This window comes from Elioraea rosea (assembly GCF_007644105.1).
In the GTDB taxonomy this organism is placed as follows: Bacteria; Pseudomonadota; Alphaproteobacteria; order Acetobacterales; family Acetobacteraceae; genus Elioraea_A; species Elioraea_A rosea.
Genome location: NZ_VFAC01000010.1, coordinates 97787 through 110601 on the forward strand (window position 1 = coordinate 97787; position 12815 = coordinate 110601).

At 66.9% G+C, this 12815-nt stretch carries 11 protein-coding genes, 1 tRNA gene and 1 pseudogene; 2 read left to right on the forward strand and 11 right to left on the reverse strand.

Going from position 1 to position 12815, the window contains the following annotated elements:
• Positions 1-37: 37 nt before the first annotated feature.
• The 3 genes from FIF60_RS09075 to FIF60_RS09085 all read right to left on the reverse strand — a co-directional run bounded on the left by FIF60_RS09075 (position 38) and on the right by FIF60_RS09085 (position 2367).
• A complete protein-coding gene (locus FIF60_RS09075; protein ID WP_144185753.1) occupies positions 38-280 on the reverse strand; it encodes a helix-turn-helix domain-containing protein in 243 nt (80 codons plus the stop codon).
• A gap of 69 nt (positions 281-349) precedes the next feature.
• On the reverse strand, positions 350-994 hold the full coding sequence (locus FIF60_RS09080) for a hypothetical protein (RefSeq protein WP_144185754.1): 645 nt from the start codon (positions 992-994) through the stop codon (positions 350-352).
• Positions 995-1161: 167 nt separating this feature from the next.
• Entirely contained in the window at positions 1162-2367 is a 1206-nt protein-coding gene (locus FIF60_RS09085; protein WP_144185755.1) for a tyrosine-type recombinase/integrase, read from the reverse strand.
• 381 nt (positions 2368-2748) lie between these two features.
• Between FIF60_RS09085 and FIF60_RS09090 the strand changes: the two genes are divergently transcribed.
• Positions 2749-3630, forward strand: a complete 882-nt coding sequence (locus FIF60_RS09090; protein WP_144185756.1) for an alpha/beta fold hydrolase — start codon at positions 2749-2751, stop codon at positions 3628-3630.
• A gap of 10 nt (positions 3631-3640) precedes the next feature.
• Here the strand turns inward: FIF60_RS09090 and FIF60_RS09095 are convergent, their stop codons facing one another.
• The 8 genes and pseudogenes from FIF60_RS09095 to FIF60_RS09130 form a co-directional block, all read right to left on the reverse strand.
• Positions 3641-4648 carry a GNAT family N-acetyltransferase gene (locus FIF60_RS09095; RefSeq protein WP_144185757.1) on the reverse strand — a complete coding sequence of 336 codons (1008 nt, stop codon included), beginning with the start codon at positions 4646-4648 and terminating at the stop codon, positions 3641-3643.
• 1 nt (position 4649) lies between these two features.
• Positions 4650-5864: a pyridoxal phosphate-dependent aminotransferase gene (locus FIF60_RS09100; protein WP_239451563.1), complete on the reverse strand. Its 1215-nt coding sequence runs from the start codon at positions 5862-5864 to the stop codon at positions 4650-4652.
• Between the two features lie 61 nt (positions 5865-5925).
• A complete protein-coding gene (locus FIF60_RS09105; protein ID WP_144185758.1) occupies positions 5926-7146 on the reverse strand; it encodes a pyridoxal phosphate-dependent aminotransferase in 1221 nt (406 codons plus the stop codon).
• Positions 7147-7207: 61 nt separating this feature from the next.
• A complete protein-coding gene (locus FIF60_RS09110) occupies positions 7208-8017 on the reverse strand; it encodes an ABC transporter permease subunit (protein ID WP_144185759.1) in 810 nt (269 codons plus the stop codon).
• Positions 8014-8925 (reverse strand): ABC transporter permease subunit, encoded by a 912-nt coding sequence (locus FIF60_RS09115; protein WP_144185760.1) that lies wholly within the window; start codon positions 8923-8925, stop codon positions 8014-8016. The genes FIF60_RS09110 and FIF60_RS09115 overlap by 4 nt, the downstream gene beginning before the upstream one ends.
• Entirely contained in the window at positions 8922-10094 is a 1173-nt protein-coding gene (locus FIF60_RS09120; RefSeq protein ID WP_144185761.1) for an ABC transporter ATP-binding protein, read from the reverse strand. The genes FIF60_RS09115 and FIF60_RS09120 overlap by 4 nt, the downstream gene beginning before the upstream one ends.
• A 23-nt stretch (positions 10095-10117) precedes the next feature.
• On the reverse strand, positions 10118-11239 hold the full coding sequence (locus tag FIF60_RS09125) for a polyamine ABC transporter substrate-binding protein (RefSeq protein ID WP_144185762.1): 1122 nt from the start codon (positions 11237-11239) through the stop codon (positions 10118-10120).
• Positions 11240-11580: 341 nt separating this feature from the next.
• A pseudogene (locus FIF60_RS09130) lies at positions 11581-11969 on the reverse strand (IS5 family transposase); the annotation flags it as partial.
• A 400-nt stretch (positions 11970-12369) separates the two neighbouring features.
• Here FIF60_RS09130 and FIF60_RS09135 point away from each other — a divergent pair.
• A tRNA-Thr gene (locus FIF60_RS09135) sits at positions 12370-12444 on the forward strand.
• Positions 12445-12815: the final 371 nt, after the last annotated feature.

A 12815-nucleotide genomic window follows, 5' to 3' on the forward strand; every position in this document is an offset into this window, starting at 1 on the left:
GCCGGCTGCGTTTTTGCCCTTCCGGGCTGGTTTGGATTCAGGCGACCTTCTCGGGGCGCGCGGGCGGCAGGCGGTCGAGAAAGGCGGCGATGGATGCGCGCTCCACCATCGTCAGCCGGCCGATCTTTCGGGCGCGAAGCTCGCCTTTTCCGATCAGCTCCCAGGTCTTGGTGAGCCCCAGTCCAAGCGCCTTTGCCGTTGACTTCGGCGACAGCAGAAGCGGCTCAGGGGCAGGTGAAGTTGTCATCGACGGCACCTCGCGAATGATAGCGATGGCCATCGATCTAGTGCATGCACAGCGCCGTCGTAATTGGCCAAACCACGGGTCGTGGTGTGGCCATGGCAAATCCTACTTGGTAGGTTTGGCCACCCCTTTCTTGACCTTGGCAACCCGGCGCAGCGCCGCTCGCGCATCAGACACACCAAGCATCTCCGTCAGTTCGCGCAGCTTGAACGACGGTTTCCGCCCGGCAAGTTTCTCTACCTCGCGAACGTCCAGATACAGCCGAGGGAGAAAATCTGCGGCGTAGCGCGAGAACGCATTCCATCCGTCACGCACGAAGCCTAAGGCGCGTGGGACCATGGCGGCGGCGTGCTCCGGTTCCAGGTCAACGGGTCCCTGGAATTGCATCCGATGACCATCCATCGCACCCGGCTTCTCAAAGTCGCGCAGGCCGGAGAGACACTCAATGCGGTAAGCGGACTCGACAAGATACGCCAAGCACCAGTCAGGCAATTCCCGGACGAAGGTCTGGGCACGAAGCTCCGGACACTCGCGAGAGGCATAGACGCAGAGGGTCCTGAGGGCAGTGATGCATCGCCAAGCCCAAATTGGGTTCTGCGACTTCGCATAGCTCTTGCCATAGTTTTCCGCAGTGCGGTCGTGCGCAGCCCGGGCCGCATCTAAGCGCGATGCTTCGGGACCAAGCATTTTCTGATGCCCGTCTAGAATGATCTTGATCAGCTCGCCATAGCGATCGATCTGGGCTGCCATCCCGCGCCTCCGATGCGCGCTCCGAAAAAAGGGAGCGGGGCAACCCGGTTCGGAGGTCCGGGCGTTCGGCGGCCAACCTAGCCCCGCCGTTGTCAGACTACGCGATGGTCAATGCGGCAAGCGAGGGGGTGGGGGTGGCGGCGGCTCACACCCCCTTGCGCGACCGTTCACCCCACCGTGGCGCGGAGGGGTGTCACGTTCTCTGCCGCTGCAGGATTGAGATGCGCGTGCAGCACACGCGCCCATCGGTCCAACGCAGCGCGCTTCTCCTCGATCCGCTCGCTACGGTCATAGGTCGCTGTGATGCCGGCGATGCGCCGACGCGAGTGTGCGAGCAGTGCGGCAATGGTCGCCTCGCTGATGCCCGCCTCGCCCATGTGCGTCGCCGTGCTCCGGCGTAGATCGTGGAGCACCCAAGGCGCCGCCAGCGCCACCGCGTCGCGCAGCCGATCGGCGGCAGTGCGCCACCCGGCGAATGGCTTCTTGCCGTCGATCGTGAAGACGAACGGCCCATGTCGCGGCATTGACCGTACGATCGCGGCAGCGTCATCGGGCAGCGGGACCGCGTGGGGGCGCTTGCCCTTCATCCTCGCAGCAGGGAGTCGCAGCGTCAGCCCCACAGCCGTCTCCTCGATCTCGTCCCATCGCAGCGCGGTCCACTCCTCACGGCGCAGGGGGACGAGGATCAGCAACCGAACGAGAGCAGAGACGACGCGCGAGCCGTCAGCCTCGGCCGCGCGCCACACGCAGGCGATCTCCTCCATGTCGAGAACACGCAGCGCCTCCTCCTTCTCGCGCCGCTGGCTGGGCTCGATCACCCGCTCGGTCTCAAGCACCGGATTTGCCACCACCTCGCCCTGTCGCTTCGCCCAGGCGAACACGGCCGACATGGACGAGCGAACGCGGTTCACCTCGGCCGTCAGCCCCCGGTCATGCCGCAGTTCACGGAGCAGCGCGGCAACGTCCTTCAGCGTGATCGTGGCGATCGGCCGCTTGCCGAGCTTCGGCAGGACATGCAGCGCCATCCGCCGGCGCACCTGCTCGGCACTCCGCAGCCCGGCATCCTTGAGCCAGCCCTCGACCGCGTCGGCAACCGTCATGTCGCCCTCGGGGTCGAGCCCAGACGAAAGTTTTGCTCGCCACGTGTCGGCGAGCTTGCGGGCGGCTTTGAGACCGACCTTGCCCTCCCCCTCGCCGTACTCGCCGATAGCACGCCGCACTCGCTCCCCAGTGCGCCCGTCCGTCGCACGGAGCACCCAAACCATCCGTCCGTTGGGATGGACCCGAAGGGCTAGCCCACGGGCATCTGCGGCCTCGTAGTGCCCTGCCGCGCGGGGCCGCAGCGATCGGATCGTCAGGTCGGTGAGGCTCACGCGCGCCTCCCGGTCAACCTATTGGCGTTATTGGCGCTATTGGCATTGAGGGGGGTATCCGAACGGGGGGTAACGCGCATGTTGATGGTCCCATGAATGTCTGGGACCATTTTGGGACCATTCGCGCCCCGGATCAACATGAATGGTCACGAACGAGAGTGAACGCTCTAGAGCAGGCTTTTCCTGATCTTTCCCATGGTCCCCGAGCGGTCCCGAACACTCCCGAACCGTCATGAATTATCGGGCGTTACGTCTCCCAGACGTGAAGCCTCCCTGTATCACTTGCCCCCGGTATAGATACCGGGGGCTTTCTTTTCTTCCCCTCGCCGGCCCTGCGGCTGGCCGATACGCTTCCGGCCAGGCAAGTCAGGAGGGAACAGGGTGTTCGAAGGCTTCAGGCTGGAAGACGTCACGGTTGAGACCGGCATCACCCTGCGGCTCCGCACCGGTGGGTCGGGCCCGCCGCTTCTCCTGCTGCACGGCAACCCGCAGACGCATGCGATGTGGCATCGCGTCGCGCCGGCGCTTGCTCGTCGCTTCACCGTCATCTGCCCCGACCTGCGGGGCTATGGCTTCTCGTCCAAGCCGCCGCCTTCGGCTGACCATGCCGCCTACGCCAAGCGGGCGATGGCCGCCGACATGGTCGCTCTGATGCGGCAGGTCGGCCATCCCCGCTTCCTTCTCGCGGGGCATGACCGGGGCGCGCGCGTGTCGCATCGCCTCTGCCTCGACCACCCGCAGGCGGTCGAGAAGGTCGCCCTGCTCGACATCATCCCCACGCTCGAGCATTTCGAGCACACCGACATGGCCTTCGCCATGGGCTACTACCACTGGTTCTTCCTCGCCCAGCCTGCCCCCTTGCCAGAGACGATGATCGCGGCCGACCCGCGCTTCTGGCTCCTGAGCCACAGCGGCAAGCACGGCGTGCCGCCGGATTTCTTCAGCCCGGAAGCATTGGCCGACTATCTCGCGGCACTCGACCGCCCCGGTACGATCACCGCGATTTGCGAGGACTACCGCGCCGCGGCGACGATCGACCTCGTGCATGACCGCGAGAGCCGCGCCGCTGGGGCCCGCATCACCGCCCCGCTCGCCGTGCTCTGGGGTGCGAAGGGCCGCGTCGGCGGCTGGTACGACGTGCCGGCGATCTGGCGCGGCTACGCGAACGACCTCCGCCTCGCCGAACCGGTCGCCTCGGGCCACTACCTCGCCGAAGAGGCGCCAGAGGCGGTGCTCGAGGCCTTCGCGCGCTTTTTCGGCTGAGCGAACCCCACTACTCGATCCGCTTCCACCAATAGCCTTCGTCCACCGGCTCGCCCGTCGGGCGGATCGCGTAGCCCGGGATCACGCCGACGAAGGCCCAGCCAAGGGAACGGACGATCGTCTCGGCCGGCCCGCCGGGCCATGTCCGGAGGACGAGGATGCGCCGCCCATGCGCGAGCGCCGCCTGGTCGATCCGCGCCATCAGCTCGCGCCCCACGCCACGACGACGGAACTCCGGGTGCACGAGGAGCTGCCGCACCTCGGCGCGGTGCGTCTGGTTCTCCGGCACGTCGAGGTCGAGTTGCAGGCACCCGCCGATCTCGCCATCCACCCAGGCGGCGAGGATCACGCGCTTGGCGGCCGCGACCTCCGAGCCGCGTTCGCGCCAGAACGCTCGCGCCTTCTCGATCGGCAGAGGCGCGAGGAAGCCCACCACGGCCCCGTCATCGACGCAGGCCTTCAGAACCTCGGCGAGCCGCCGCTCTGCCGAGACGGCCGCGGCCGGGTCGAGCATCTCGACGATCGTGCCGGTGATCGGCTTGGCGTAGCGGAACTCGAGCGAGCGGGAACGGTCGTCGAGCACGCGGATCGAGCCCGCCCGCACGTAGGAGTGCTTCTCATAGAACTTGTGCGCCGCCTCGAACCGCGTGTCGGTCCAGAGGATCATGCGCCTGGCGCCGGCCTCGCGGGCGTGCCGCTCGGCGGTCCGGAGAAGCTCGCTCGCGAGCCCCGTGCCCCGGTGGCTCTGCGCCACGTACATGCGCGAGATTTCCCACGACTCGTCGTGGTTCAGCGGCACCGTCGCGACCATGCCGACGACGGCGCCGGACATCTCCGCCGTCCAGAGCGCCCCGCCGCGCGCCGCGACATGGCTCGCGAGAGAGCGGAGCTCGGGCGCCTCGTTGTCGACATCGAGCACGCAGCCGGGATACTCGCCCCAGCAGGCGCCGATCAGCGCGATAAAGCCGGCCGCGTCGCCGTCGCGGCCGGGGCGGATCACGCTGGTCGGCGCGACCATGTCAGGCAAGTGCAGCACAGAAGGCCTGGATGCGGCGGCATGCCTCGCGAAGCTGCTCGGTGCCTGTTGCGTAGGAGACGCGGAAATAGGGGCTCATCCCGTAGGCGCCGCCATGCACGGCCGCGACGTGCTGCTCCTCGAGCAGCGTGAGGACGAAGTCGAGATCGGTCCTGATGGTCTTGCCCCCCGCCGAGGTCTTGCCCAGGCAGCCGGCGATGTTGGGATAGACGTAGAACGCGCCCTCGGGGCGGTGGCAGACGACGCCCCTGGCCTTGTTCAGCTCGGCGACGACGAGCTCGCGCCGTTCGAGATACATCGCTGCGCGTTCCTTCACGAGCTCCTGCGGCCCATCGAGCGCCGCCGCCGCCGCAGCCTGCGCCACCGTGCAGATGCCGCTGGTGAGCTGTCCCTGCATGTTCACCATCGCCTTCACGAGCGGCTTCGGCCCGCCGCAGAAGCCGACGCGCCAACCCGTCATCGCGTAGGTCTTCGAGGTGCCGTTGACCGTCAGCACCCGGTCCTTGAGCTGCGGGCACACCTGGGCGAGCGTCGAGAAGGTGAAGTCGCCATAGACCATGTGCTCATACATGTCGTCAGACAGCACCCACACCTGCGGGTGCCGCTCGAGCACAGCGCCGATCTGGCGCAGCTCGTCCGCAGAGAGCGCCGCGCCGGAGGGGTTGTTCGGGCTGTTGAGCACGAGCCACTTGGTGCGCGGCGTGATCGCCGCCTCGAGGTCCTCCGCGCGCAGCTTGAAACCGTTGTTCTGCGGGCAGGGCACGAACACGGGCTTGCCGCCTGCGAGCTTCGCCTGGTCGGCGTAGCTGATCCAGTACGGAGACGGGATCACCACCTCGTCGCCCTGGTCGATCGTGGCCAGGAAGGCGTTCATGATGATCTGCTTGCCGCCATTGGCGACCATGATCTCGTCGAGCGCGTAGTCGAGCCCGTTGTCGCGCTTGAACTTGCGCTGCACCGCCTGCTTCAGCGCCGGCGCGCCGTCCTGCGGCGGGTAGTGCGTGTCGCCGGCAAGCGCCGCCTTGTGCGCCGCCTCGATCGCGTGGGCGGGCGTGTCGAAGTCCGGCTCGCCCACGGCGAGGCTGATCACGGTATGGCCGGCGGCCGTGAGCGCGCGGGCCTTCGTCGTCATGATGACGGACGCGGCGACCTCGACGTCCTTCAGGCGTTCGGCGAGCGCCGGCACAGCGTGGGCCATGATCCTGTCGTCTCCAGGCGGTTCGGTTCCCGGGCCGGTGTGGCCCGGGCACGCGGTGTACTCAGCGAAGCCCTTCACAGAAGCGCTTGATGCGGGCGCAGGCCTCGCGAAGGCTCTCCGTATCGGTGGCGTAGCTGATGCGGAAATGTCCGGGCGCGACGAAGGCCGAGCCGTGCACGGCAGCGACCCCCTCCTCCTCGAGAAGCGCCGTCACGAAATCCTCGTCATTCTCGATCGTCCTGCCGCCGGCGGAGGTCTTGCCGAGGCAGCCATGGATTCCGGCGAACACGTAGAACGCGCCTTCGGGCTTGCGGCAGACGATGCCCGGGCAGGCGTTCAGCGCGTCGACCACCATGTCGCGCCGCGCCTTGTAGGCCTCGACCATCACCTTGATGCTGTCCTGCTGCCCGGTCAGGGCCTCGACGGCGGCCGCCTGGCTGATCGAGGAGGTCGAGGAGGTGGACTGGCTCTGCAGCTTGTCCATCGCCTTGATCAGCGCCTTCGGGCCGCCGGCGAAGCCGATGCGCCAGCCGGTCATCGCATAACCCTTGGAGCAGCCGTTCATCGTGAGCGTGCGGTCCTTCAGCCGCGGCTCGACGCCGACGATGGTGGCCGGCTTGAACCCGTCATAGGCGAGGTGCTCGTAGATGTCGTCGGTGAAGATCCAGACATGCGGATGGCGCATCAGTACTTCCGTGATGGCCTTCAGTTCCTCCGCCGAGTAGGCGGCCCCCGTCGGGTTGCAGGGGTTGTTCAGGATGAACCAGCGCGTCCTCGGCGTGATCGCCGCCTCGAGGTCCTCCGCCCGCAGCTTGAAGCCGTTGTTCTGCGGGCAGGGCACGAACACCGGCTTGCCTTCGGCAAGCTGAACAATGTCGGGGTAGCTGACCCAGCAGGGGGTCGGGATGATGGCCTCGTCGCCGGCGTTCATCGTCGCCAGCATGGCGTTGAAGATGACCTGCTTGCCGCCGGTCGAGACGATGATCTCGTCGGGCGCGTAGTCGAGCCCGTTGTCGCGCTTGAACTTGAGGCTGACGGCCTCGCGCAGCGCCTTGGTGCCGGCGACGTCGGTGTACTTCGTGTCGCCCTTCTCGATCGCGGCGATGGCGGCACGCTTGATGTTCTCGGGCGTATCGAAATCGGGCTCGCCGGCCGACAGGCTGATCACGTTGCGGCCGGCGGCCTGGAGCGCGCGGGCCTTCTGGCTGATTGCGATCGTCTGCGACGGGCTGATGCGGTCGAGACGCTCAGCGGTCAGCGACGGTGCGGCAGGTACGGACATGTTCGATCTCCGCGGCAAGCGCCCCGGCGCCGCCCCAACATTTTTCAGGACAGGCGATTTCCTAGACGCGCGCCGCGGCGCTTGCAACCCGCCCCAAACGCAGGGCGAGAACGAGGCAGACGGAAACCATCGCGATGATGATCGTGGCCAGGGCAAAAAGTTCCGGCGTGAGACCGAGTCTCATCGCGGAGAACACCACCATGGGCAGCGTCGTCGCCCCGGGCCCGGAGGTGAAGGAGGCGATCACCAGGTCGTCGAGCGAGAGGGTGAAGGCAAGCAGCCAGCCAGAGGCCAGGGCAGGCGCGATCAGAGGCAGGGTGATGGTCGCGAACACGGTCCAGGGCCTGGCGCCGAGGTCCATCGCCGCCTCCTCGAGGCTCTCGTCGAAATCCGCCAGCCGGGACTGGACGACGACGGCAACATAGGCGGTGGCGAAGGTGATGTGGGCGATGGTGATCGTCGTCACCCCGCGCTCGCCCGGCCAGCCGGTCACCGCGGCGAGTGCGACGAAGAGGAGAAGCAGGGACAGCCCCGTGATCACCTCCGGCATCACCAGGGGTGAAGCGACCATCGCCCCGAACAGGGTGCGCCCGCGGAAGGCGCCGAGCCGGGCGAGCGCGAAGCCGGCGAGCGTTCCGAGCACCAGCGCGCCGGTGGCGCTGACAGCGGCGATGCGGAGCGACAGGATCGCGGCACCGACGAGCTGGTCGTTGTTCCAGAGCGCGGTGTACCAACGGAAGGAGAAGCCGGTCCAGCTCGTCACCAGGCGGCTGTCGTTGAAGGAGAGCAGAACGAGAAGCGCGATCGGCAGGTAGAGGAAGGCGTAGCCCGCGCCGAGCGCGAGCCCGAGCCAGGGCAGACGCCGGCTCATGCCCTGCCGCGCCTTGCGGCATGGCGCTGGAACGCCGCGATCGGCACCACGAGCAGCACGAGCAGCGCCACCGCGAGGGCCGAGGCCATCGGCCAGTCCCGGTTCTGGAAGAACTCGACCCAAAGCACCCGCCCGGCGAGCTGCGCCGCGGGGCCACCAAGAAGCTCGGGGATCACGAACTCACCGACGGCGGGGATGAACACCAGCATGCAGCCGGCGAGGATTCCCGGCATCGACAGCGGCAGCGTCACCGTCAGGAAGGCGCGGAAGGGCCTCGCGCCCAGATCCGCCGCCGCCTCGAGCAGCACGGGGTCGAGCTTGGCGAGCGTCGCGTAGAGCGGGAGCACCATGAAGGGCAGGTAGCAGTAGACGATCCCGACATAGACGGCGCCTTCGGTATAGAGCAGGCGCAACGGTTCGGAGATCAGCCCAAGCGAGAGAAGCAGCGCGTTCAGAACGCCCTGGTCCTGCAGGATGCCGATCCAAGCCATGACGCGAAGCAGGAAGCTCGTCCAGAACGGCAGCACCACCAGAAGGAGGAGCAGGTTCCGCCGGTGCTCGGGCGCGCGCGCGATCGCGTACGCCATGGGGTAGCCAACGAGCAGGCAGAGAAGCGCGGAGATGCCCGCCACGCGAAGCGAGCGCAGATAGGCATCGAGGTAGAAACCGTCCTCGAGCAGAGTGGCGAAGGAGCCGAAGTTCAGCACCACCGTCAGGACGTTCTCCTCCGTCCAGCGGAGGATCGGCGCGTAGGGCGGGATGCCGACAGCGATCTCGGAAAGCGCGATCTTCGCAACGATCAGGAACGGCAGGAGGAAGAACAGCAGGAGCCACAGATACGGCAGCGCCAGCACGACGAGGCGCGCGAGCCGGCCCGAGGCGATGCTGGCGCCGCCCCCGCCGTTCATTGCGCGAGCACGACGGTCGCGAAGGAGGGCCAGGTCACCGTCACCGGGTCATTCCAGGTGATCGGCAGCTCCGTGATGCGCGTCTCCGTCGGCCGAGAGACGCGCACGACCGAACCGTCCGGCAAGGCAACGACGTACATGACGAAGTCGCCATAGTAGGCGATGTCGCGCACCGTGCCGGAGAGGCGGTTGGCGCCGTGCGGCTGGGTCTCTGCAGCCGCCGTCTCGATGCGCATCTTCTCCGGCCGCACCGCGACGAAGACGCGCCCGCCTTCAGGCTTGGGCGGATCCGAGTCGCTCTCGAACCAGGCATCGAAGGCGGTGCTTTCGACGAGCGCGCCGGTCGCATCGGCGCGCTTGACCAGCCCCTCGAAGATGTTCGCCGTGCCGAGGAAGGAGGCGACGAAGCGGCTCGTCGGATATTCGTACACCTCCGCCGGCGTGCCCACCTGCGCGAGCCGCCCGTCGGTCATCACCGCGATGCGGGTGGCCATCGTCATCGCCTCCTCCTGGTCATGCGTGACCATGATGAAGGTCGTGCCGGTACGCTCCTGGATGTTGACGAGCTCGAACTGCGTCGCCTCGCGAAGCGACTTGTCGAGCGCGCCGAGCGGCTCGTCGAGAAGCAGGAGCTTGGGCCGCTTCACCAGGCTTCGCGCGAGCGCGACGCGCTGGCGCTGCCCGCCGGAGAGCGCATGCGGGCGGCGGGCGTCGAGCCCCTTGAGCTGCACGAGCTCGAGCGCCTCGGCCACGCGCGCGGCGATCTCCGACCGGCCGAGCCCCTCCTGCTTCAGCCCGTAGCCGATGTTCTGCGCAACCGTCATGTGCGGGAACAGCGCGTAGGACTGGAACATCATGTTCACCGGCCGCTCATAGGGCGGCATGGCGGCGAGGTCCTGCCCGTCGAGCGTGATCGTCCCGGCATCGGGCCGCTCGAACCCTGCGAGCATGCGGAGCAGCGTCGACTTGCCCGAGCCCGAACCGCCGAGCAGGGCGAAGAGCTCGCCGCGATAGATGTCGAGATCGATGTCGGCGACGGCGGTGACCTCGCCGAAGCGGCGCGTCAGCCCGCGCAGGCGGAGATACGGCTCCGCCTCGGGGTCACGCCACGGCTCGGTGCCTTTCTGCCCCCCCGGCCCCCGCGGCGCGGGACCGTTCCCCGGCGGCATGATCCCCTAACGGCGCCCCACGCTCAGCGTCCCGCCTTGAATCTCGCCCAGGTGCGGTTGCGCGCGCGGTCGGCCGTCTGCGGCACGCCGGAGACGGTGAAGAACCGCTCGAAATCCTCCTCGCGCGGATAGACGTTCGGGTCGGAGGTAATGGCCTGGTCGATCATCGGCTTCGAGGCCGGGACGGCGTTGGGGTAGCGCACCTCGTTGGTGATCGCGGCGATGTTCTCCGGCTTCAGCACGAAGTTGATGAATGCATGCGCGTTGTCCGCGTTCGGCGCGTCGCGGGGGATGGCAAGCACGTCGAACCAGAGCTGCGCGCCTTCCTTCGGCGCGACGTAGCGCACCGCGACGCCGCGGTTCGCCTCCACCGCGCGCGCGCTCGCCTGGATCACATCGCCCGAGTAGGTCAGCGCGAGGCAGGTCTCGCCGGTTGCGAGCTGCTCGAGCGCGCCGCCCGAGGCGAAGCTGCGCACATGCGGGCGGATGCCGAGCAGCGTCTGCTCGACGCGGCGGAGATCATCGCTGCCCGTGCTGTCCTGGTTCAGGCCGAGATAGCGCAGCACCGAGGGGATCACGTCGGTCTGGCTGTCCATGATGGTGATGCCGCAGCGGGCGATGGCGCGCGCGTGCTCGGGCTTGAACAGAAGGTCCCAGCTGTCGAGCGGCGCGTTGGGGGCGAGCGCGCGGATGCGCTCGACATTCAGACCGAGCCCGATCGTTCCCCAGAGATAGATCACGCCGTGGCGGTTGTCGGGATCGGAGCTCCGAAGCCGCTGCATCAGCGTCGGATCGAGCCCGGCGGCGGAGGGGATCTTCGCCTTGTCGAGCGGCATCAGCGCGCCCGCGGCGATCAGGCGCGAGAAGGTGGGCTCGTTGGTCGGCGCGATCACGTCATAGCCGGAGCGTCCCGCAGAGAGCTTTGCCTCGAGCGTCTCGAGGCTGTCGAACGTGTCGTAGCGGACGCGGATGCCGGTCTCCGCCGTGAACTTCTCGAGCACCGCCGGATCGATGTAGTCGGTCCAGTTGTAGACGTTGACGACGCGCTCCTGGGCCGCGGCGGGCGCCCAGGAAGGGCTGAAGAGAAGGCCGGTCGCCAGGGCGGCGGCAAGCGCGAGCGGGCGGCGCGTGAGGTCGCTGGGCATGGGTTTCGTCTCCTGGTCCGGTCCCGGGTCAGGCCCTGGTTGCGCACACTAATATGTGCACACTGGCCAGCGAGTTTCCATCAGACGCACTCTTTAGCCGCGGCCCACGACCCGTCATTGCCTCCCTCGACACGGCAGCCTGTATTGTAAGCCTCAGGACTCACTGATTGAGCCAGCGTGTGTTGGCTGCGGCCATTGTGTTCGCGCGCCACTGTGAGCGCATCGGCCGTAACGTATGGTGAGGCGGCGGACGTCCACCTTGGCTCGGAGGGCGCGGGAGTTTTGGTAGCGTCGGCGCTCCGCGGTGGCGCTCGGCTAGCTCTCTCTCAGTTGGAGGATTACGGGCGCCCCTGACCGTCGACGACGTGGGGCTTGGAGTTCAGGCCGCCCTTGGTTCGGCTGATGCAGCGGCGACAAGCCCCTTTTTTGAGGAGGCCGGCGGCAGTGCGATGCGCCTTGAGGTGGGAGCATCGATCATCAGCGGTGCTGGCGGGGCGCCCTCGGCGGCCAGCGCCGCGAAGAACCGGGCGAATACGCCCATCCGGCTCCATCGGACGAAACGGTTGCAGAGCGTCTTGTGCGGGCCGTAGGCCGCAGGCGCCTTGCGCCACTGCAGGCCGTGACCGACCACGTAGATGATGCCGCTCAACACGCGGCGATCGTCCACCCGCGGGATCCCGTGCGAAGGCGGAAACTACGGCAACAGGCGGCGCTTCTGAGCGAGCGTCAGAACGAACGGCGGTGTCGGGTGGCCGTCGCAGCACCGCCGACATACCCAAAATCACACCTACCCGCGTCGCTCCAAACCATCAATCAGTAAGAAAGCCTACCCATTGCGGCGCCAACAAGAGACACGGAGATGGGAGCATATGCGGCGACGCTGGCTCAGATGCAGGTTCGCGCGACCATGCCGGCGTGTGCCGTCGTCTCCAGACCTGTGCACATTCATTAACGTGCACGCCGGCGAGGTATACCAGTCAAGCTGCATCTTTCTGATCTGTGCGCAATGCCGAGAGGCTGAATGGCGCTTCATCGCGGCCTTTTTGGGCGCCGCCTGACTTCGGACTGTGGTAACGTGTGAAGCTCGGGCCTTGAACGGGGGGCAGGGCTGTGGCAGGAACCTCTGGGGTGCTGCTGTAGCTCAGTGGTAGAGCACTCCCTTGGTAAGGGAGAGGTCGACAGTTCAATCCTGTCCAGCAGCACCATTCCTCGGGCTGCCCAAACTGTAATTTTCTACTAAGCGCTATGTTCGCGGTTTTTACGACCCTGCTCACAAGCTGCAGTCCGCATGAAGACTGTACGATGAAGTAGATTTGTATAAGGATAAATTTTCATATCGCTTGCGATCGTTGTCAACCAACAAGTATTGTGTAGCATACATACTCTAGCGCGACGGCCAAGGATTGGAAGTGCGTTAGCTGGTGTGTTCGAGCAGTGTGTTGAGCGCGCATGTCTGTTTTGGGTGCCTAAGCTCAGGACTCGCTGATTGAGTCAGAATGTAGGTTTGCGGCGAGTGTGAAGACTGGGAACAAGGTGTGGGCGCATCGGTCGTAGCGCATGGCGGTGCGTCGCCAGT